A 21,788-nucleotide genomic window follows, 5' to 3' on the forward strand; every position below is an offset into this window, starting at 1 on the left:
GACTGCGGACAGAAACAAGTGAACCATCCTTTGTCGTCCGCCTGCGTCAGCGGCGATGACGGCGTGGGCGGCTGGCCTGCAGCACTTTGAAGCGGTTGTCACCTGCAGCCTCCGTCACCGTAGCGAACTGTTCGGCAAGCGTGGCCTCATAGGGAAGATGACGGTTGGCAACCAGCCAGAACACCCCGGCAGGTGCCAGCATCCCGGAGGCTGCGGTGATGAAGGCCTGCCCCAGCGATGGCTCAGCCGCGCGACCGGTATGGAACGGCGGGTTGGAGATGACACAATCGACCCGCTCGGTTGTCTGCCAACTGCGGGCATCCGCCCAGTGAAACTGGGCGCGGGGATCGTTTATATTCTGTCGTGCACAGCTAAGCGCACTGTGGTCAGCTTCGACGAGATGCAGCGTCTGCACGGTCTCTCGTTGAAGAACCGCTGAGGACAGATATCCCCAGCCGGCGCCAAGATCGACCACATTACGGCCCGGCTTTTCCGGCAGTGCAGCGACAAGCAGGGCCGAGGCCGGATCGACACCATCAGCGGAAAACACCCCCGGAGCGGTCTGAAACCCTCCGTCAATCTGCGTGGTTGCAGCCTGCCAGTCGCTCAGATCGGTGCCTGTCGCATCGAAGCTGAACGCCTTCCCGTGAGCTTTTGAGATGGGTGCTGACACCTCGCAGCGTGCGCGCAGAGCTTTCAGCACCGAATCGACGCCGTCCGTCTTGCCGCCATCGACCAGGACAGGCCCATCGCAGAGCTCTGCCGCCTGCGCCAGTAGGCCACGCGTCAGCGCCTTAGCACGCGAAAGGAACACAACCGCTGCCGCAAACCGTGCCTCAGCAGGCAGTTCAGGCACGCAGTCATAGCCCCGCGCCACAAGCGCAGCATGATCAGGAGCAAAGGGCTGAACGATCAGAACCCGCTCTTTCGGCAGTGCCGACAGATCCATATCAGAGGTGGGGTGAAACACTGCGATATGGCCGGTTTCGGGCACGGGAAATCCACCCGTCTCGACGGCCAGGGACAGACGCACAGACATCTAGGAGCCTCTTTTTATTCTTCTTTTTCCATCGTGCATTGCAGAGGATGCTGATGGCGGTGGGCAAAATCCATAACTTGCCCGACCTTGGTCTCGGCGATCTCGTGGCTAAACACGCCAACCACAGCGACGCCCTTTTTATGCACGGTCAGCATCACTTCAAACGCCTCGGCATGGGTCATGTTGAAGAACCGTTCCAGCACCATGACCACGAATTCCATCGGGGTATAGTCATCGTTCAGCAACAGCACCTTATAGCGCGGCGGACGCTGCGTTTTGGGCCGGGTCTTGGTCAGGACACCGAGATCGGTGTCGTCATCTGAGTGATCCGACATCATAACTGGCGTAGGCAGCATTGGCACAGACTTCCGATCGTGGATGGATTTTGGTGTTCCGCTTATATAGCCTTTCTGGTGAATAGGAAAAGGCATTGAGCGTGTCGTATTGACCCGAAAATTGACAACAATTGGCTTCGATGCCGATGATACCCTTTGGCATAATGAACGATTTTTCCGCATTACTCAGGATCGCTTTGCCGAATTGCTGATGGACCACGTCCCGCGGGGGGTCGATTCGCAAGCTCTCGGCGCACGTCTGCTGGCCGCGGAGAAGCAGAACCTTGGCCGCTATGGCTACGGCGTGAAAGGCTTCACCCTGTCGATGATCGAAACCGCCATTGAGGTGACGGATGCCCGCGTGCCGGCAAGCGTGATCCAGGAGTTGATTGTCGCAGGCCAGATGATGCTGTCCTACCCGATCGAATTGCTGCCCAACGCGCAAAGCGCGGTTGAGGCGTTGGCTGACAGCCACCGGGTGGTGCTGGTCACTAAGGGCGATCTTCTGGATCAGGAGCGCAAACTGGCACAGTCCGGTTTGGGGGATCTGTTCGACGGCGTTGAGATCGTGTCGGAGAAAACGCCTCAGATCTACGCCGAGATTTTTGCACGACACGGCGATGGCCCCGAACATGCGATGATGGTGGGAAACTCCATGCGATCAGACGTGGTGCCCATCATCGAGGCGGGTGGCTGGGGCACCTATGTACCGCATGGTTTGGTCTGGGAAGTCGAATACGCCCCGGCCCCGGTTCACAGTTCCCGATATACAGAAATTGCCGATCTGAGCGCCCTGCCCGCGCTGGTGGCGCGGATCAGTTGATCCGCCCCCGGCATCACCCAACGCCTAGCACAATGGATACGCCCATGCCTCACGCCGAAATAAAATACAGCAGCGATCTTGATCTCGATATCCCTGCGATCCTTGCTGAGATCGAACAGGTCATCCTGTCCCACGACGACGGTGCGGGCGATTGCAAGGGGCGCGGATACCCAACCGATACTTATCACCACACCCATGTTGCGGTGAAGGTCTCCGTGCTGGTGAAGCCGCATCGCAATGCAGATTTTTCCAGCACGTTACTTGCGGCGCTGCGGGCGGCTATCACCGCGCGAATCTCTGCCCCCTGTGCGTTTTCTCTGGAACTGGCCTATACAGGTCCCTTCTACTTTACCGGCCAGCATCACCCCTGATGAGGCGCCCGGGCAAAAGCGCTGCAAGCGACCCGTCACACTAACGAGGAGCCAACAGGAAGTGCCTGCGCTCAACCTTGTTGCATCCCTGCACCAGATGGCAGCGCACAACCGCTCAAGACCCCAAGCTCTGCGACTTTTTTTGCTAACACTTCCTTAACCAACCGCCGATGTAGTGGGTACTCGCCAGACGTTCCACTAGATATCGAAGCCTCTGGCCCGTTCGCGATTTTCCCTTAAAAACCTCACTGTTTATTCCGAACAGACCCTGTGTTACGCTTTTTTAATACAGGCAAAAAACGTCAGTCGGAAAACCGGCGGCAAGAGGCAAAAATGGTAGATATCCTGCAGGTCAGGCGGACTCCGCTGATCCGCGCAGGACGGGCGTGTTCCCGTCTGGGGCGTTGGGTCTTGGGACTGATTATTTTCCTATCGATGGTCGCAACTGCGCCCCCCGATGCAATGGCTGCGCCATATGCTGCGATGGTGATTGACGCCCGGACCGGAGAGGTCTTGCACTCGCGCAACGCTGATACCCGGCTGCACCCCGCCTCCCTGACCAAGATGATGACGCTCTATATCGCGTTCGAGGCGGTTCGCAACGGCGAGATCAGCCTTGATACCAAGGTAAAAATCAGCCGTAACGCCGCCTCCGAACAGCCCTCCAAGCTGGGTTTGAAAACTGGTCAACGCATTGCCTTTCGTTACCTGATCCGCGCCGCTGCGGTGAAATCCGCCAATGATGCCGCCACCGCCATCGGCGAGACACTGGCCGGATCTGAGGCCGCTTTCGCCCGGCGCATGACCCGCACTGCCAAGGCGCTCGGCATGTCGCGCACCACTTTCAAAAATGCGCACGGCCTGACCCAGAAGGGGCATATGTCCACCGCCCGCGACATGACAACGCTGGGGCGGCACCTGCTCTATGATTATCCCGAATACTACAACCTCTTCTCGCGCCGGTCGACGGATGCGGGCGTGCGCAAGGTGCCCAACACCAACCGCCGCTTGCTGGCGGCCTACCGTGGCGCCGATGGGATCAAGACCGGCTACACCCGTGCCGCCGGTTTCAACCTCGTCGCCTCGGCCGAACGTGGGAATGAACGGGTTATCGCTACGGTTTTTGGTGGCAAATCCTCTACCTCCCGCAATGCCAAAGTGGCCGAACTGCTGGATCTCGGCTTTCGCCGCGCGCCCAGTCGCGCCAAACTCCGCCGCCCGGCCCGCCCGCCTTATCAAGGCAATCGGGGTCTCGGAACGCAGTTGGCCAGCACCGGTGACAGCGCGCCAAATGGTGCCGCAGGCAAAACCATTCGCGTTTCGGGTCTGGTGAAAACCAGCCTGCGTCCCAAGGGCCGTCCAGCATCCGCCGAACCGGACACATCGACGCTGCTGGCAGAGGCGCAGACAAGCGCCACGACCGCAGATGCGCCAACCACCGAAGCACCTTCGGCCGCAAGCGAAGCCGCACCAAAGCTGGATCGCGACGTGCTACAGGCCAGCATAACGGCAGCAATTGCGGAGGCAGAAGTCATCGCTGCCGTCGCCGAGCAGGCCTCAACCCCGATCGCCAAACCGCGTCCCTTTGTCGGGCTGCGTCCGATGGCGCGTCCCGCGCGGCTGGCAGAAAACCAGACGACCGCAGAACCGGAACCCGTCGTTGTCACCCGCCTGTCCACATCAGGCGGGCGGTACTGGGGTATCAATGTCGGGCGCTACGGCAGCCGCTATCAGGCTGAAAAGGTGCTGCTGCGTACGGCCTTGGCCGAAATGGCCACCTTGGACGGCAGCCTGCGCAAAGTTGTCAGAACACCTCGTGGCTTTGATGCCAACTTCCTTGGCATGACCAAAGAGAGTGCGGCCCTCGCCTGCCGCCGCCTCTCTGCCCGCAATATCACTTGCGAAACGGTCGGTCCCTCCTAAGCGCGGGATCGCAGAGCCAACAGGAGAAGGCGCCCCTAAGGCGCCTTTTCTTTTGACTGACAGCTCCCGGTGTTGGAAAGGGCCTTATCAGGGCTTTGGATGGTCGTCCCACTCATCGCTCAGGATGCGGCGGGCGTCCCCTTCAGGATCATCATACTGATTCGAACGCACGGTATAGAGAAACCCGACAAGGCCAACGCCTCCCAGAAACAGGGAGATTGGAATCAGATAGGTCAGTACACTCATCAGAACTCTCTTGGTCTGGGTTCACCGTCGCCTGCGCGTTTCATTACCGCAGACGCAGCGCGTTCAGGGACACTGTAATGGACGAGGTCGACATCGCCAAGGCGGCCACCAATGGGGTCGCAAGCCCAGCGACTGCGAGGGGGACTGCGATCACATTGTAAAGCGTCGCAATGCGGAAATTCTCGCGGATGCGGCGGGTGGCTTTCTGGGCAACGGTGCAGGCTTCAGCGATAGGTGACAGATCCTGCCCAAGCAGAACAATATCTGAGGCCACCCGTGCTGCATCCAGCGCTGAGGCCGGCGAGATGGAGACATGGGCCGCCGCCAGCGCTGCCGTGTCATTAAGCCCATCGCCCACCATCAACACCCGATGCCCCTGCTGCGACAACAGCGATACCTGGTCGCATTTGTCCTGCGGCAAGGCTGCGGCAATCCAGCTCTTAATTCCAAGACGCGTTGCGAGATCACGAACCGCCCCCTCTGCATCACCGGAAATCAGCCAGACATCTTTGCCCGCTTTCAAAAGCGCCTCAACGGCGTTAGCAGCGCCGGGCCGCAGACTGTCGGAAAACGTCAGAGCCTGCGGTGCGCCTGCCCCCCGATCAAGATAGGCCGCTGTCTTCTCTCCCGGTTCAGCTCCGACCCAGGCCGCACGGCCAAGACGCACACGTTGCCCCTCATACAAGGCTTCACTGCCGTATCCGGGAACTTCTTCTTGTGCGGTCACGACGGCCGCCTTGATCCCGGCCTGCGCGGCCGCACGGCAGATTGCGACTGACAGCGGGTGGTCCGATCCCTGCGCCAACGCATAGGCCAGCCTCTGGTCCGACAACGACAATTGGTCAAAATCATCACAGCGCGGCTGCCCGTTGGTCAGCGTACCGGTTTTATCGAAAACGACGGTATCCACCTCAGCCAGACGTTCCAGCGCGGTTGCATGTTTGATCAACATACCTTTTTTGAACAACCGGCCCGAGGCTGCCGTGGTCACCGCAGGCACGGCCAGCCCCAGCGCACAGGGGCAGGTGATGATCAAGACAGCTGCCGCGATATTCAGCGCGACCCGCATGTCGAAGGTGAAGAGATACCAGCCGAGAAAGGCCAGCCCCGACAGAATGTGAACCCCCGGCGCATAGAGCTTTGCAGCCCGATCCGCCAATGAGGTATAGCGCGAGCGTCCGGATTCCGCGATGGCGACAAGATCCGCCAGTTGATGCAGAGAGCTTTCTTTCCCGACCGCCGTCGCGCGGATCACCAAGGGACCGGTCAGATTGACCTCACCCGCAGAAACCGAGCTTCCGACTTCGGCAAAAACCGGCAGCGTTTCGCCGGTCAGCAGGGATCGGTCCAGTTCAGACTGCCCCTCCAGCACGACGCCATCCACGGGCATTCGCCCACCGGGCCGCACAAGAATATGGTCATCAATGACCAGATCTGCGACCGCCACTTCCACCGGTTGCCCCCCCGAATCCAGGCGTAGCGCACGCGGGACCTCCAGGGCGGCCAATTCCTCCGCAGCGGACCGGGCGACCGCGCGAGTGCGATGATCCAGATACCGCCCGGCCAGCAGGAAAAAGGTCAACGTCAGCGCCGCATCGAAATACGCATGCTCTCCGGACAGGGAGGTCTCCCACAGTGAGGTCAGTAGGGCCAGAACAATTGCCAGGACAATCGGCACGTCCATATTCAACCGCCCCACCCGAAGGGCTTGCCAGGCATTGCGGAAGAACGGCTGCCCCGCAAACAGGATCGCCGGGAAGGTGATCGCCGCAGAGATCCAATGGAACATATCGCGGGTTGCGTCGCTCGCCCCGGACCAAACCGAAATCGACAGCAGCATTACGTTCATGGAGGCGAAGAAGGCAACCGCCAACCGCATCAACAGGTCACGGCCGACCTGATCTGTCTGGGTTGCACTTAGCGCCGCGAGGTCCAGCTCATGCGCCTCGAATCCCAGGCGTTCCAGCACCGGCACCAGATCCAATGCGCGCATTTCGGGGTCCGCCTCAATCAGCGCGCGCTTCAGTGTGAGATTCACCCGCGCGCTCCGCACGCCCGGCACCGCGTTCAATCCACGCTCAACGGTTGAGATACAGGCCTGACAGTGGATGCTGGGCAGTGACAGCGCCAGACGCGCCTCCGTTGGCGCCTGTTCTACTGTGCCATTTGGTGCGGCAACGCAGCCCGGACAGGCCGCAAGCTGGGGGCGGACGGCGGTGCTCATCGTTTACCGCGCCACATGCAGGATGACACGCTGCGTAAACTCCGTACCGTCCTCCGCCCGTGCGACCATTCGGATGTTCCAGTTTCCAGCGCTCAACTCAGCCGGAGCAACATAAGCCGTGCCGTCAAACTGGAAATCCGGGGTCTGGTCGTCCTTCACATGGGTCGCACGGCCAAGGGTCGCGCGCAACGCGGCGACCTCAACCGGGGCACCATCGGCATCGGTGATTTCCAGTTTCACCTGATCGCCGATAGCCGAGGCATAGACTGACCAGCCCAGGGCTTGCTGCGCATCGCGGCGGGCATCAAAGCTTTGGCTGGCGACATAGCTGTTCTTCACCTCAAGCCCTGGAAAGGTGCGTACCGCATTGACCGCCAGCGCAATATTGACGCCGATGATCACGGTGAACGCCCCGCCAAAGACCATGAGCATGTGCCAGCCGGTGAACTGCCGTGGTGTTTTACCTTCACTCATTGCCCGGCTCCCCGCCCATTAAAGCTGGTATCCTTATACGCGCGCTCTCCGTTGTCGAGATCAGCGACCCAGATCCGCACCGGCGTACTGCGTGCAGATGCAGCCTCGGCGGTTTTTGGTGCCACGATATAGACCCGCTGAAGGAAGCTGGTATCCGCAGGTACGGTGACAATCGTGCCATCGACCCCTTCCAGTTCCAGTAGCATTGCAGGCTCCCCCTTGATCGACAGCTCAAACGGACGAGGCTCACCAGTCTTGTTGCGCAGCCGCACGTCGTAGGTGTTGCGGATCGATCCGTCGGAGAGGGTCACAAAGGTCGGGTTGCGCACCGGAGCAACCGTCAGTTCAATGTCAGAGCGGATGAACAGGGCAAACAACAGCGCCAGACCAACGCTCCCCCATAGGGCCGTATACATGATGGTCCGCGGCCTCAGGATGTGTTTCCAGATGTTCTTGGGCGCATGTCCTGCGCGCTCATTCGCCTCGTCGCTCAGCGCCATGTAGTCGATCAATCCGCGCGGTTTGCCGATCCGCTCCATCACATCATCACAGGCATCAATACAGAGGGCGCAGGTAATACACTCCATCTGTTGCCCATCGCGAATGTCGATCCCCATCGGGCAGACGTTGACGCAGGCCATGCAATCAATGCAGTCACCATGCACCAAACCGGGCTCATCGGTCTTGCGAGGCTTGCCACGTGGCTCTCCGCGCCATTCGCGGTAGCCTACGGTCAAAGTATCCTCATCCATCATCGCGGCCTGAATACGCGGCCAGGGGCAGGCATAGATACAGATCTGTTCTCGGGCAAAGCCACCGAAAAGGAAAGTGGTGCCGGTCAGAATGGCCATCGTGGTATAGGCAACGGGGTGAGCCTGACCCGTCAGCAAATCCCGCAGCAGGGTTGGTGCATCTGCAAAGTAGAACACCCATGCGCCCCCGGTTGCGAGCCCGATCAGGAGCCAGACGACCCATTTGGTAACCCGCAGCCGCGCCTTTCGGAAATCCAGCTTTTTCTGGCGGTGTAGACGCAATCGTGCGTTTCGATCCCCTTCGATCCAGCGTTCCACCAGAATGAACAGGTCGGTCCAGACAGTCTGCGGACAGGTGTAGCCACACCAGACACGGCCAAGCGCCGAGGTGAACAGAAACAACCCCAGACCGGCCATGATCAGAAGGCCCGCGACGAAGTAGAATTCATGTGGCCAGATTTCGATCCAGAAGAAATAAAAGCGCCGGTTGGCCAAATCCAGCAAAACCGCCTGATCCGGCAGTGCCGGCCCCCGGTCCCAACGGATCCAGGGCGTCAGGTAGTAGATCCCCAGCGTCACCGCCATGATATACCATTTCAAGTTTCGAAACGGCCCGGACACACGGCGAGGGAATATCGGCTCATGGGCGGCATACAGGCTGGGGGCGGGATCGGAATCGCTCACGGACTCACTCCAAATCTTGCTTTGTTGCAGCGGTTGTCCCAGATGCGCCACGGACGAACCTTGACGTGGATCAAACGCATATACGGAACGCATCTTTGCCGCTACTCGGACGCCGTCAACCGGGCGCGGCATTCTGTCCGAGATTACAGCACGCACCATAATCTCATATAATACAGGTGTTTACATGTTATTGCGACAAGCCCCCGCGCGTCGCCGCGTCGCAGATGTGACACCAGAGCGCAGGCTCATTCGCTAAGCACCTTCTCTCTGAGAAAGAGCATAGCGTGATCGCTGCGCGCTGGGTAGCGCGACGTTCACAAGGACACATCAGCCCTGTCAGTCCTCTGGGAGCGTCAGAGCGTCGGCTTTTCAGGAAACGCGCGAACAGATCGAAAAGCCGACGCCGGGTCCGCCCCTGCAAAGCAGGAGGGCGAACTGGACAGACATCGGCGCTGGAAAGGGCGAACCGACGGCACTGTCTCAAGAAGGGATATTACCCAGTAACGCTGCTTGGGTATTTGACAGGGATCAAAAAACCATAAAATAGGTGCTGCGATTTCAGCGATCCGTAAATACCCGAGCCGGAACATCCGGCATCAGTGCGTTGTCACCGCCAGGCAGCGTCGGCACAGCCCCGCGCCGAATCGCAGCGACCCGTTGGTTCATCCAATGACGAATGATGTTTCGGTAAAGCCACCCCCGTACCCCCGTCAGTGCCTGTTCATATTCGCCAAAGAACGCATCCGGACTGTCGAAAACACCAAGATCGCCATTGATACCGGTTCGCTGAATGTAGGTATCCCGCCCCTGCCAGCTGACCATTGGCGCTTGCAGGCAGTCGGTCCCCGCGCCATAGGCACATAACGACGTCCGGCCCGGAAACGCCGCTTGCAACGAGCTCAAGACCTGCTGATCGAGAATGAACCCCTCAAGATTGATCCATCGGGCGTCCAGACGAACCTCAACCCATGAATGCAGGATGGTGCGTGGCGCCATCCAATACACAAGTTCAGGCACTATTCCGCGTTGTAGGCTCTTGTCGATGGTGAACCCGTGCAGTCGACACGGGATACCAAGCGCGCGCAACACGGCCATCAGCAGCGTCGCCTTTGTGTTGCACTGACCGTAGCCATCCGCAAGTACCAACGAGGCGGGGCGCGTGTCGGCCACATTATAGCCAAACAGGATCTCATCGCGGACGTAGTCATAGGCTGCACCGATCCGTTCATGAGGGGACAGCTGCTGCCAGCCACGGTCTGAGATCAACGCAGCTATCGCTGGTGCCTTGCTGTCGAGCATCGGTGTTACGTCAAGAAAACGGGTATTGGGCATGAGATCACCTATTTGGTTGCCCAGCCCTGCTACACCCTACAGCGGCTGTAGCTTCAAGGGGGAAATCAACCATGAACCAACATGCTGAAACGGAACGGGGCCGCCCAAAGGCAGCCCCGCTCGATGCTGATACCGTATGAAAGGGCGCAGCCTTATTCACCGCCACCCAATTGGTGCACATAAGCGGTGACCGCGCGGATCTGGGCCTCTGTCAGGCGCGCGTTCCAGTTTGGCATAACCCCGTAACGCGAGTTGTAGACGGTTTCGGTCAGTGTCGCGTGATCCCCACCATAGAGCCAGATGGCATCTGCGAGGTTCGGCGCCCCCTGGGAGCGGTCACCGGTGCCATCGTCCATGTGGCAAGAAGCACAATTGTCCGCGAAGATCACAGACCCCGCCTCGACCTTGGCGGCATCCTGAGGCTCACCCGAAAGAGACATCACATAGTTCACGACCTGATCAATCTCTTCCTTCTCCAGCAACTCATCCCGGCCAAAGGCTGGCATCTCAGAGTAGCGCGCATCGTCGCTTTCTTCGTTGCGGATACCATGGGCGATGGTGGCGTGAATGTCCTCCATCGACCCGCCCCAAAGCCAGTCATCATCCAGAAGGTTCGGATACCCTTTCGCCCCGGCTGCGCCAGCACCGTGACATTGGGCGCACCAGGTCTTGAACACCGCCGAGCCAGCCGAAACCGCATAGCCGTTCAACTCGGGATCGGTGGTGATAGACGCCAGCTCAATCTCCTCCAGACGACTGTTGATCGGGGCGTTGGCCTCGTTCACGGCTGCGATTTCCTCAGCGACCAGCGCCCGGGAGTTCCAGCCCAGCACACCGGCTGTCGCCGATTGGATCCCCGGCCAGGCCGGGTAGGCAACGGTATAGCCGATGGCCCAGATAATGGTCGCATAGAAGGTCCAGAGCCACCAACGCGGCATCGGATTGTCGAACTCTTCGATCCCGTCCCAGCTATGGCCGGTGGTGTTCGGATCGTCCTCGAACTTCTTCACTTTCTTACTCATGACCGCGCCTCCTTGGCTTTACCCATTTCTGGGGCGGGTTTGTCTTCATGCCGGAAGGGGATGTTGGCGGTATCCTTGTAAACCTTGGTGCTGCCGGGGCGAAACGCCCAGACCACCACGGCCAGAAAGAACACAAACAGGAAGAGCAGCATCCAGCTGTCGGCGAATTCCCGAAGCAGAGTATAAATGTCCATGTCTGCCTCCAATCAGCGGTTGGCGACGGGGGTAAAGGTCGAGAAATCAACCAAGGTCCCCAGCATCTGCAGATAGGCGATCAAAGCGTCAGCTTCGGAGATCCCGGGCTGACCGTCGAAGTTCCGGACGCTGACCTTCTCGCCATAGCGCTCCAGCAGGCCGTCATAGTCGGCATCAGGATTGCTTTGCGCACGAAAGTCTGCCTGTGCGTTCTCCAACATCCCTTCGGAATACGGCACCCCGACAAACGCATTTGCCGCCATCACATCACCGATGTATTCGCCATCAATCCGGTTGTTCTCAAGAAAGCCGTACTTCGGCATCACGGATTCCGGCACCACCGACTGCGGATCGCGCAGGTGATCGACGTGCCATTCGTCCGAGTAGCGACCGCCCACACGGGCCAGATCCGGACCGGTTCGCTTTGATCCCCACTGGAACGGGTGGTCATACATCGACTCTGCGGCCAGCGAATATGGTCCGTAACGTTCGACTTCATCGCGCATGGGACGGATCATCTGACTGTGGCAGACGTAGCACCCTTCGCGGATGTAGATATCACGCCCGGCCAGTTCCAGCGGGGTGTAGGGACGCATGCCTTCCACCTCTTCGATGGTGTTTTCCAGCCAGAACAGCGGTGCGATCTGGACCAGACCACCGATGGTGACAACCAGGAAGCTGCACACCAGCAGGAGGGTCGCGTTGGTCTCGAGGATTTTGTGTTTATCGAGAATTCCCATTGCTCGGGCCCTCCTTATTCAGCAGGGACTGCGACGGTCAGGCTGGCCTCTTTGGCCGGCGCACGCCGTACAGTCATCCACAGGTTGTAGCACATGATCAGGGCACCAGCGAGGAACATGACCCCACCCAAAGCGCGCACCACGTACATCGGGAATTTCGCAGCCACGGTGTCTGCAAAGGAGTTCACGAGGAACCCGTTGGCATCGACTTCACGCCACATCAGGCCTTCCATGATGCCGGTCACCCACATGGATGCCGCGTAGAGAATGATGCCAATGGTGGCCAACCAGAAATGCCAGGACACCAGGCTGAGGCTGTAGAGACGCTCACGTTTCCACAGAACCGGCACCAGGAAGTACAGCGCACCAAAGGTGATCATGCCGTTCCAACCAAGCGCGCCGGAGTGAACGTGACCAATGGTCCAGTCGGTGTAATGCGACAACGAGTTCACAGCGCGGATCGACATCATCGGACCTTCAAAGGTGGACATGCCGTAAAAGCCGATCGAGATCACCATCATCCGGATTACCGGGTCGGTGCGCAGCTTGTCCCAAGCGCCAGACAGGGTCATCAGGCCGTTGATCATGCCACCCCAACTGGGCATCCACAGTACGATCGAGAACACCATACCAAGGGTCGAGGCCCAATCCGGCAGAGCGGTGTAATGCAGGTGGTGCGGACCGGCCCAGATGTAGAGAAAGATCAACGCCCAGAAGTGGATGATCGACAGCTTGTATGAGAAAACCGGACGCTCAGCCTGCTTCGGCACGAAGTAGTACATCATGCCAAGGAAGCCCGCGGTCAGGAAGAAGCCCACAGCGTTGTGGCCATACCACCATTGGACCATCGCATCCTGCACGCCTGACCACATGATCACCGATTTGGAGCCCCAAATGCTGACGGGTATCGTCATGTTGTTGACCAGATGCAGCATGGCGACGGTCACGATGAACGCGAGGTAGAACCAGTTTGCCACATAGATATGCGGCTCCTTACGCCTGATCACGGTGCCCAGGAACACCGCCAGATAGGCCACCCAGACGATGGTCAACCAGAGATCAACATGCCATTCCGGTTCTGCATATTCCTTGGACTGGGTTGACCCGAACAGATAACCGGTCGCCGCCAGCACGATGAACAGCTGATAGCCCCAGAACACAAACCATGCCAGATTACCCCCCCAGAGACGGGCGGCCGAGGTGCGCTGCACCACGTAGAATGAGGTCGCGATCAGCGCATTACCACCAAAGGCAAAAATCACCGCCGAAGTATGCAGAGGCCGCAGCCGCCCGAAGTTAGCCAGCCCCTGCGCCCACTCAAAGTTCAGGACCGGGAAGGCCAACTGGAAGGCGATGAAGACACCCACCAGAAATCCGACCACGCCCCAGAACGCGGTTGCCACCACACCGGCGCGCACCACACTGTCAAAGTACTCGCCCTGCAGCGATCCCGTTGCAATCACAGGCTCATCGGTGTGTCGAAGGGTGTATAGAAACAGCCCGCCAGCCACGATCATGATGATGATCGCATGAACCTGATAGGCCAAATCCCGCGCATAATTGGTCGCGATCATCGCGAAGAGCGTGACCAAACCAAGCACGATTAGCTTGATATAATTAGACATCTTGCGTCCCTTTTCCTTGCCCGACACGATTCTCTGGTCCGCGTCAGACAGTTTTTTCTGAGCCTTAAATGCAAAACTGCGCCAGACAACGCCTTGATCTGTATCAAGACAGTTTGCCGCAGAATGTGAGAAGCACCTTCATAATGACGCAACTCGCGGCACAACCACAAGTTCGTTGCGGTCGCACATATCCCTGCGAGGTTAATATGTCCTACAAGACACTGCTGACTGTTCTGACCACCCCCGCAAACACCGAAACTCAGCTGGAGCAGTCGATCTCATTGACCCGGCTGGCCGACGGCCATGTTGACGCGCTGTGCCTTGGCGTGGATCGCACCCAAACCGGCTATTACTACGCTGGTGCCAATGCGATGGTGCTGCAAGAAACCCTCGCCCGTGCCAAGGAAGAGGTCAGTGGCATCGAAACTACTGCGACTGAGCGTCTGACCCGGTCAGCCGTCAGCTTCAACGTTGAGACAGGTGTCGCACAGATGGCTGATATTGGCCGCCACGTTGCGCGTTTGGCGCGGTTTTGTGATCTTGTTGTGCTGGGCCAGCCCTACGGCAAGGACCGTCCCGCCGAGGCGGAGGCCATTGTCGAAGCGGCCCTTTTCGAAGGTCGCGCGCCTGTGCTTGTGGTGCCGGATGATGCGCCCCTGCCCGCGCAGCCAAAAACCGTATTGGTTGCTTGGAACGAAAGCATCGAAGCCATGACCGCTATTCGCAAGGCGCTGCCAATGCTACAGGCGGCGGATGTGGTGCGGGTCGTTGTTATCGACCCGCCGCAGCATGGGCCGGAGCGCTCAGATCCGGGCGGGTTGCTGTGCCAGATGCTGTCGCGCCATGGGGTCAAATGCGAGATTGATGTGCTCAGCAAAACCATGACCCGCGTCTCGGACGTGTTGAACCGACATGCAGTCGATACAGCGGCAGATCTGATCGTGATGGGGGCCTACGGGCATTCCCGTTTCCGTGAGGCGATCCTGGGCGGTGCAACCCGCAATATGCTGGAGAAGGCAAAAGTGCCGGTTATGATGGCCCACTAAGGCACGGACTCAAGCAAGAAGGGGGCGACACATTCGGCCCCTTCGCTTGCTCAAGGAGTGGTCAGATCAGGCAGCCGCCGTCGCTGTCATCTCCCGCCTCTTCCATAAGGCGCCCCATGTCAGGCACGGTCACATGCCGCTTGCCCTCCAGTTCGATCACGCCATCCTTGCGCAGGGCGGAAACTTGGCGGCTGACGGTTTCCAGCGTCAGCCCCAGATAGTCTGCCATCGCCTCGCGGGTCAGCGGCAGATCAAAAACGCGACGGTTGCTGTCTTTGTGAAGCTGCAAGGAGGCATCGCGCCGGGCCAGAATAGACAACAAGCTGGCGATCTTCTCGCGCGCCGTTTTACGCCCTAGAACCAGCATCCATTCCCGGGCAGCGTCCAGCTCGTCCAACGTCATTTCCAGCAAACGATGTGCCACATGCGGGGTATGGGCCATCATCTCTTCAAACGGTTTCTTGCGAAAACAGCACATGACCACTGTTGAGGTTGCGACCACATTATAAGCTGCCGTATCGCGTCCTGGTCGGCCAACAAAATCGCTGGGCAGCAACAGACCAACCATCTGGGTCCGCCCGTCCTCCATGGTCTGCGTCAAGGTTGCGATGCCCGAGACAACGGAGCCGACAAAATCCATCCGGTCACCGGACCAGGTGATTGGTTGGCCCGCATCATAGGTGCGGTAGTATTTGATAGAGTCCAGCATTTCCAATTCGTCCGCATCACAGCGCGCGCACACAGCGCGATGACGAATGGGACAATCGCCGCAATTGACGTTCTGAATGGTAGGAGCGTTCATGAGAGGTCCGATTTGATCTGCGCTAAGGCTAATGCTCACCTAGCGGTGTCAATTTAAACATGTGCCGCGCAAATCACAATTGGCGACGCCGCGTTTGTTGGTACGTCACGGTGGGAATGCACCTCTCGTCGCCTACAGCCAAGGTGCCACCCCTCGTAATGATGACAAGGGCTTATCCACTTCGCGGTGCAAATGACCGTATCTTATTGGCGGGATATGGTGGCCGGATGTGCCATACTGTCGCGACAATCCACGTAGCTGATTTACCGAACCGCGAGATACATTTGCGCGAACCGCACCCTACCCGGATGCGGCCAGAAGTTGCTGCGTGTAGGGATCTGACGGATTGTTGAACAGGTCAGCGGCCGATCCCGCCTCAACCACATCACCCTGCTTCATCACGATCATCTTGTGCGACATGGCCCGTACCACATTCAGATCATGCGAGATGAACAGATACGCGAGCCCATACCGCTCCTGCAGGTCACGCAACAGATTGACGATCTGCACCTGCACCGTCATGTCCAGTGCCGATGTTGGCTCATCTAGCACCACCAGTTTCGGCCGCAGCACCATCGCCCGCGCAATCGCAATCCGTTGCCGCTGACCACCTGAGAATTCATGCGGGTAGCGATCCATAAACGCCGGATCCAACCCCACCTCAGCCATCACCTCAGCGACCAGATCCCGCGGATCACGGTCCTGATCCACATTGTGAATGGCCAAGCCCTCCGCGATGATCTGGGCGCAGGTCATCCGCGGGCTGAGCGCCCCGAAAGGATCCTGAAACACAATCTGCATATCCGCCCGCAATCGGCGCAAATCGCGGGTCGACCACTGCCGCAAATCCTGTCCTTGAAACTCAACCCGCCCCTCAGAGGCGATCAGACGCATGATGGCCAACGCCAGCGTGGTTTTGCCGCTGCCGCTTTCGCCCACAATGCCCAACGTCTCACCCGCGCGGACCGAAAGCGACGTTGGGTTTACCGCTTTCACATGGCCAACAGTGCGTTTCAGCAACCCCTTTTGAATGGGAAACCACACTTTCAGATCTTCGGTGCGGATCAGCTCCTTGGCATCCTGCGGCACCGGTTGAGGCTGGCCCGTCGGCTCGGCGTCCAGCAATTTGCGCGTGTAGGGATGCTGCGGATTGGCAAAAATCTCAGCCGTGGGACCGCTTTCAACGATCTCACCCGCCTGCATGACGCAGACGCGATCCGCGATCCGGCGGACAATGCTCAGATCATGGGTGATGAACAGCAACCCCATGCCCTCGCTGGCTTTCAGATCCGCAAGCAGGTCGAGGATCTGTACCTGAATGGTGACATCAAGAGCAGTTGTCGGCTCATCCGCGATCAGAATGTCGGGTTTGTTGGCAAGAGCCATGGCGATCATCACCCGCTGGCGCTGTCCGCCGGACAACTGATGCGGATACGCGTCCAGACGGGTCTCTGCGTCCCGGATACCAACCCGGTTCAACAGATCCACAATCCGCTCCCGCGCCGCCGTGCCGCCCAGCCCCTGATGCAGAGCAAGCGATTCCGCCAACTGTTTCTCAATCGTGTGCAGCGGGTTGAGAGAAGTCATCGGCTCCTGAAAAATGAAGCTGATATCATTGCCTCGTACCTGTCGAAGATGGCGCTCACTGGCGCCGACCATCTCTGTGCCATCATAAGTAACGGAACCAGTGACCGTGGCGCTGTCACCCAGCAGTGAGACCGTCGACAGCGCCGAAACCGATTTGCCGGAACCGCTCTCGCCCACCAACGCAACTGTTTCCCCGCGGCCCACCGAAAAGGACACGCCGCGCACTGCCTCTGTCACCTTGCCATCCTGGCGAAAGGAGACACGGAGATCCCGGACACTCAGCAACGGGGTGGATTTTTCAGGTACGGTCATCGAGGAGCCCATAGGTTAGAACATCTGCGTGTCGCGCTGTATCTCGGCTTAAAACAGATCATCAATTCGTCTCTGTGGTGCGCAATAGGGCCTGTTCTGTTCACGAAAATGTCTTTCTCGGATCGAAGGCATCGCGCACCCCTTCAAAGATGAAGACCAGCAGCGACAGCATGATGGCAAAGGTAAAGAAGGCGGTGAACGCCAGCCAGGGCGCCTCTAGGTTCTGCTTGGCCTGCAATGTCAGTTCCCCGAGCGACGGCGCGGAGGATGGCAGCCCAAAGCCAAGGAAATCCAGCCCTGCCAGCGTGCCAATGGTGCCGGTCACGATAAACGGCAGAAACGTCAGGGTAGCAACCATTGCATTCGGCAGCATATGGCGGAACATGATGGTCATATTGCCCACCCCCAATGCCTTGGCCGCGCGCACATATTCCAGATTGCGGGCACGCAGGAACTCAGCCCGGACCACGCTGACCAAGGCTGTCCAACTGAACAGGATCATCAGTACCACCAATAGCCAGAAACTGCGTCCCAGAATGGCGAACATGATGATGATGACATAGAGCTGCGGGATGGAGCCCCAGATCTCAATCACCCTCTGAAAAATCAGATCTAGCCAGCCACCAAAGAACCCCTGCACCGCACCCGCTGCAATCCCCACCAAAGTGGCGGCACCCGTAACCATCAGGGTGAACAGGATCGACAGACGAAACCCGTGAATGACGCGCGCCAATACATCGCGCTTGGTATCATCCGTGCCCAGCAGGTTCTGCCCATTTGGTGGCAAAGGTGCCGCACCGGGCCGGTCGACCGTGGTATTGAAAGAATAGGGGATCGGCGGCCAGATCGCCCACCCTTCCACAAACCCATCCGCCGCAAACGTGCCGGCTTCGATCTCTTCCAGAATTCCTTCGGGATCGTCAAAGCAGTCCTCAACACCGCCAGAGGCAATCAGACACTGTACCTCGGGATCACGGTAAGCGGCCTCCGTCTGGAAATCCCCGCCAAAAGCCGTCTCCGGGTAGAAGTTGAACACAGGCGTGAAATATTCGCCCCGGTAGTTCACCAGCATCGGTTTGTCATTGGCGACGAACTCAGCAAACAGCGAAATCCCGAACAGAACGGAAAAGATCCAAAGCGACCAGAAGGCCCGGCGATTGCGGCAAAAATTGCTCCAGCGACGCTGGTTGAGCGGGGACAATGCCATCTGTCAGCCCTCTCTCTTTTCAAAGTCGATACGCGGATCGACAATCACATACATGATGTCGGAGATAATCCCGACCACAAGGCTCATCAGTCCGAAAATAAACAACGTACCAAAGATCACCGGATAATCGCGCGCCACCGCGGCCTCAAACCCCAAGCGCCCGAGACCGTCGAGAGAGAAGATCGTCTCAATGATCAGGCTGCCTGAGAAGAAGACCCCGATAAAGACGGCCGGAAAGCCCGCTATAACGATCAGCATCGCATTGCGGAAGACATGACCATAAAGCACCCGCCGCTCGCTCAGCCCCTTGGCGCGGGCGGTCATCACATATTGCTTCTTGATCTCATCCAGAAACGAATTTTTGGTCAGCAGTGTCAGCGTGGCAAAGGCCGAAATGGTCGAGGCCACAACCGGCAGCGTGATGTGCCAGAAATAGTCGGCGATCTTACCGAAAAGGCTGAGGTTTTCCCAATTGTCAGAAGTCAGCCCCCGCAGCGGGAAAATCTGCCAATAGGACCCGCCGGCAAACAACACCAATAGCAGGATTGCAAACAGAAAACCGGGGATTGCATAGGCCGCGATGATCAGACCGCTGGTCCATGTATCAAACCGGCTGCCGTCCCGCAGAGCCTTGCGGATTCCCAACGGGATGGAGATCAGATAGGCGATCAATGTCGACCAAAGCCCCAGCGAGATTGACACCGGCATCTTCTCCAGAACCAGATCCATCACATCAATCTTGCGGAAATAGCTCTCGCCGAAATCAAAGCGCATGTAATTGCCGAGCATGAGGAAAAACCGCTCCAACGGCGGTTTGTCCAAGCCATACTGCTGCTCCAGCTCTGCGATCAACTCAGGCGGCAACCCTTGTCGACCTGCGTAATTGTCATTGGCTGCGATGGCCTCTCCGCCAGCGTCACCGCCGCCCCCGGCGAATCCCTCGAATACATCGCCGCCGCCTTCCAGCTGTGCAATCATCTGTTCGACCGGACCACCGGGCACAAATTGCACCAGAGCGAAATTGATAACGAGGATCCCGAACAGCGTCGGGATCACCAAAAGAAAACGTCTAAGGATATAGGCTGCCATGTCAGGCGCTTACCGCAACGCGCCAGAGGATTTCAATGCCGCTTCTTTCTCGGCGTTGACCCACCAGACATCGCGCAGCCCCAGATCGAACAACGGCAAGGTCTCTGGCTGCTCATAGAAATTCCAATAGGCCACCCAATTCACATCCAGATACCAGGTGGGAACCATAAACCGCTTGGCCCGCAGAACGCGGTCCAACGCACGCACATTGGCGTAGAGCTCTTCCTGATCTTCCGCCTTTACGATGGCACCAATCAGCGTATCAACCGCCGGGTCCGCCATCCCCGCCGGGTTAAACACGGAAAACTCATGCGCATCGGATCCAAACTGCTGGTACAACCCGGTCGAGGGCTGCAGGTACTTTGGATAGGCGAAGGTGATCATATCGAAGTCTTTTTCGCGGCGACGGCTGGTATATTGCGCGAAATCAACCCGGTTAGAGATGGCATCCACCCCCATCTGCCGCAGGTTGGCGATATAGGGCTGCACGATTCGCTCAATCGTGGGCGAATCGATCAGAAACTCCAGTTTCAGCACTTCTCCCTTGGCATCGCGGCGCAACCCATCATCGCCAACAGCCCAGCCCGCCTCATCCAGCAGTTTCATCGCCCGGCGCAGGTTGCGCCGATCCGCTGGCCGCGCAGGTTTTGAACTATGCGCCATTACTGGCTCACTTGTCAGCAGCGCCGGGTCAATCTGATCACCCAGATTCTGCAGCACTTCCAATTCGCGCCCCTTTGGGAGCCCCTTTGCTTCAAGAGCTGAATCCTGCCAGAACGAATGGCGCTGCGCGAACAGCCCATATTGCAGGCTGTCGTTGGTCCATTCAAAATTATAGGCAAGCTGGATCGCTTCACGAACGCGGGGATCCTGAAATTTGGGGCGTAGGAGGTTCATCACAAACCCGCTGGCAGCGGGAACATTACCATCGGGGAATTCCCCCTTCACCACATCGCCCTCTTTAACCGCGTCAAACCCGTAGGCAGTGGCCCAGCTCTTGGAGCTGTTCTCCGGGCGCATGGTGTAGACCCCGGCCTTGAACCCTTCCATCGCGGCAACGCTATCGCCGAAATACTCGATCCGAATGCGATCGTAATTGTGGCGCCCGACATTTACATTCACGTCATTGCCCCAGTAATCGGGGTTGCGTTTATAGACGATACGCTGGTTCACGTCAGCACTTTCGAGCACATATGGACCAGACCCGATCCCTGGGTCCAATCGCGGCTCATCCAGACGCCGGTTTTCCGGATCTGCCTCAAACCAGGCCTTGGAAAACACCGAGGTTCCACCAACCTGTGTGATCATTGCCCGGCGCGGGAAATCCGGCGAGAAATAGAACTTCACCCGATGCGGCCCCAGCACTTCGGCCTTGGGAATGCGCTTTTTGACGGCCTCCGCGTAGGATTGCAGCCCCTGTTCCAATAGAAGGTTGTGCGAAAAGACAACATCCTCAGCCGTGACGGGCGTCCCATCAGAAAACCGTGCTTCAGGGCGCATGTTGAAAATCACCCAGTCCTGGCTCTCCGGATACTCCAGACTCTCGGCCAGCAGACCATAGTAGGATCCCGGTTCATCGTAGGAGCCTATCATCAGCGATTCAAAATGATCAGCCGACATGGCGCCCCCACGGCCCTTACGGGTGTAGGGGTTCATACTGTCGAAGGTTCCAACCGCAGAGAGAGACAGCTCGCCGCCTTTCGGGGCCTCAGGATTGACGTAGTCGAAGTGGGCAAAGCCTTCGGGATATTTCAACTCTCCGAATTCAGTGAAACCGTGACTTTTGATCACCCGCTCCTCAGCAAAGGCCAGCGAGGCCGCCATCGCGCAGATGATGAGCGCGGCAAACCCTGTCATCACGATGCGAAAAAATGGTTGTGGATCAACCACTCGGGCCGAAACGGCGCGGCGCGGTGCGGTGGGCGTCTTCATCTGCCAATACCTCCATTGTCCGGCGTTC

20 protein-coding genes are annotated in these 21,788 nt (G+C 58.5%); 4 read left to right on the forward strand and 16 right to left on the reverse strand.

What is annotated here, in order from left to right; all coding sequences use genetic code 11:
• Window positions 1–46 precede the first annotated feature (46 nt).
• Window positions 47–1,039 (reverse strand): class I SAM-dependent methyltransferase, encoded by a 993-nt coding sequence (locus D1820_RS09680; protein ID WP_118068812.1) that lies wholly within the window; start codon window positions 1,037–1,039, stop codon window positions 47–49.
• A gap of 14 nt (window positions 1,040–1,053) precedes the next feature.
• The gene (clpS, locus tag D1820_RS09685; RefSeq protein ID WP_014875880.1) at window positions 1,054–1,395 is read right to left on the reverse strand and encodes an ATP-dependent Clp protease adapter ClpS; all 342 of its coding nucleotides are present in this window, start codon (window positions 1,393–1,395) and stop codon (window positions 1,054–1,056) included.
• 88 nt (window positions 1,396–1,483) lie between these two features.
• On the opposite strand from clpS, the gene D1820_RS09690 reads away from it, so the two are divergent.
• The 3 genes from D1820_RS09690 (at window position 1,484) to D1820_RS09700 (ending at window position 4,491) form a co-directional block, all read left to right on the forward strand.
• Complete coding sequence (locus D1820_RS09690; protein ID WP_118068814.1) at window positions 1,484–2,197, forward strand: HAD family hydrolase; 714 nt, start codon at window positions 1,484–1,486, stop codon at window positions 2,195–2,197.
• A gap of 32 nt (window positions 2,198–2,229) precedes the next feature.
• Window positions 2,230–2,568: a hypothetical protein gene (locus D1820_RS09695; RefSeq protein ID WP_118068815.1), complete on the forward strand. Its 339-nt coding sequence runs from the start codon at window positions 2,230–2,232 to the stop codon at window positions 2,566–2,568.
• Between the two features lie 333 nt (window positions 2,569–2,901).
• Entirely contained in the window at window positions 2,902–4,491 is a 1,590-nt protein-coding gene (locus tag D1820_RS09700; protein WP_118068817.1) for a D-alanyl-D-alanine carboxypeptidase family protein, read from the forward strand.
• Between the two features lie 87 nt (window positions 4,492–4,578).
• On the opposite strand, the gene ccoS is transcribed toward D1820_RS09700, so the two are convergent.
• The 9 genes from ccoS to ccoN form a co-directional block, all read right to left on the reverse strand.
• Window positions 4,579–4,737, reverse strand: a complete 159-nt coding sequence (gene ccoS, locus D1820_RS09705) for a cbb3-type cytochrome oxidase assembly protein CcoS (protein ID WP_024095921.1) — start codon at window positions 4,735–4,737, stop codon at window positions 4,579–4,581.
• A gap of 43 nt (window positions 4,738–4,780) precedes the next feature.
• Entirely contained in the window at window positions 4,781–6,961 is a 2,181-nt protein-coding gene (locus tag D1820_RS09710; protein ID WP_118068818.1) for a heavy metal translocating P-type ATPase, read from the reverse strand.
• A 3-nt stretch (window positions 6,962–6,964) separates the two neighbouring features.
• Complete coding sequence (locus tag D1820_RS09715) at window positions 6,965–7,435, reverse strand: FixH family protein (protein WP_118068820.1); 471 nt, start codon at window positions 7,433–7,435, stop codon at window positions 6,965–6,967.
• Window positions 7,432–8,871: a cytochrome c oxidase accessory protein CcoG gene (gene ccoG / locus D1820_RS09720; RefSeq protein ID WP_118070132.1), complete on the reverse strand. Its 1,440-nt coding sequence runs from the start codon at window positions 8,869–8,871 to the stop codon at window positions 7,432–7,434. The genes D1820_RS09715 and ccoG overlap by 4 nt, the downstream gene beginning before the upstream one ends.
• A 558-nt stretch (window positions 8,872–9,429) precedes the next feature.
• A complete protein-coding gene (locus tag D1820_RS09725) occupies window positions 9,430–10,203 on the reverse strand; it encodes a transglutaminase domain-containing protein (RefSeq protein ID WP_118068821.1) in 774 nt (257 codons plus the stop codon).
• 152 nt (window positions 10,204–10,355) lie between these two features.
• Complete coding sequence (ccoP, locus tag D1820_RS09730; RefSeq protein WP_040174574.1) at window positions 10,356–11,225, reverse strand: cytochrome-c oxidase, cbb3-type subunit III; 870 nt, start codon at window positions 11,223–11,225, stop codon at window positions 10,356–10,358.
• On the reverse strand, window positions 11,222–11,419 hold the full coding sequence (locus D1820_RS09735) for a CcoQ/FixQ family Cbb3-type cytochrome c oxidase assembly chaperone (RefSeq protein ID WP_040174575.1): 198 nt from the start codon (window positions 11,417–11,419) through the stop codon (window positions 11,222–11,224). Before D1820_RS09735 ends, ccoP begins: the two co-directional genes overlap by 4 nt.
• Before the next feature lie 12 nt (window positions 11,420–11,431).
• Window positions 11,432–12,160: a cytochrome-c oxidase, cbb3-type subunit II gene (gene ccoO / locus D1820_RS09740; protein ID WP_040174578.1), complete on the reverse strand. Its 729-nt coding sequence runs from the start codon at window positions 12,158–12,160 to the stop codon at window positions 11,432–11,434.
• Window positions 12,161–12,174: 14 nt separating this feature from the next.
• Entirely contained in the window at window positions 12,175–13,785 is a 1,611-nt protein-coding gene (ccoN, locus tag D1820_RS09745; RefSeq protein ID WP_118068823.1) for a cytochrome-c oxidase, cbb3-type subunit I, read from the reverse strand.
• A 206-nt stretch (window positions 13,786–13,991) separates the two neighbouring features.
• On the opposite strand from ccoN, the gene D1820_RS09750 reads away from it, so the two are divergent.
• Entirely contained in the window at window positions 13,992–14,831 is an 840-nt protein-coding gene (locus tag D1820_RS09750; protein WP_118068824.1) for a universal stress protein, read from the forward strand.
• A 61-nt stretch (window positions 14,832–14,892) separates the two neighbouring features.
• Here the strand turns inward: D1820_RS09750 and fnrL are convergent, their stop codons facing one another.
• The 5 genes from fnrL to D1820_RS09775 all read right to left on the reverse strand — a co-directional run bounded on the left by fnrL (window position 14,893) and on the right by D1820_RS09775 (window position 21,760).
• Entirely contained in the window at window positions 14,893–15,633 is a 741-nt protein-coding gene (gene fnrL / locus D1820_RS09755; protein WP_096872633.1) for a transcriptional regulator FnrL, read from the reverse strand.
• 300 nt (window positions 15,634–15,933) lie between these two features.
• Complete coding sequence (locus D1820_RS09760; protein WP_118068826.1) at window positions 15,934–17,544, reverse strand: ABC transporter ATP-binding protein; 1,611 nt, start codon at window positions 17,542–17,544, stop codon at window positions 15,934–15,936.
• Between the two features lie 88 nt (window positions 17,545–17,632).
• Window positions 17,633–18,739 carry an ABC transporter permease gene (locus tag D1820_RS09765; protein WP_096705737.1) on the reverse strand — a complete coding sequence of 369 codons (1,107 nt, stop codon included), beginning with the start codon at window positions 18,737–18,739 and terminating at the stop codon, window positions 17,633–17,635.
• 3 nt (window positions 18,740–18,742) lie between these two features.
• Window positions 18,743–19,828, reverse strand: a complete 1,086-nt coding sequence (locus D1820_RS09770) for a microcin C ABC transporter permease YejB (RefSeq protein WP_024095908.1) — start codon at window positions 19,826–19,828, stop codon at window positions 18,743–18,745.
• A 9-nt stretch (window positions 19,829–19,837) separates the two neighbouring features.
• Window positions 19,838–21,760, reverse strand: a complete 1,923-nt coding sequence (locus D1820_RS09775; protein WP_118068828.1) for an extracellular solute-binding protein — start codon at window positions 21,758–21,760, stop codon at window positions 19,838–19,840.
• Between the last annotated feature and the right edge of the window lie 28 nt (window positions 21,761–21,788).

This window comes from Phaeobacter sp. LSS9 (assembly GCF_003443595.1).
GTDB classification, from domain to species: domain Bacteria; phylum Pseudomonadota; class Alphaproteobacteria; order Rhodobacterales; family Rhodobacteraceae; genus Phaeobacter; species Phaeobacter piscinae.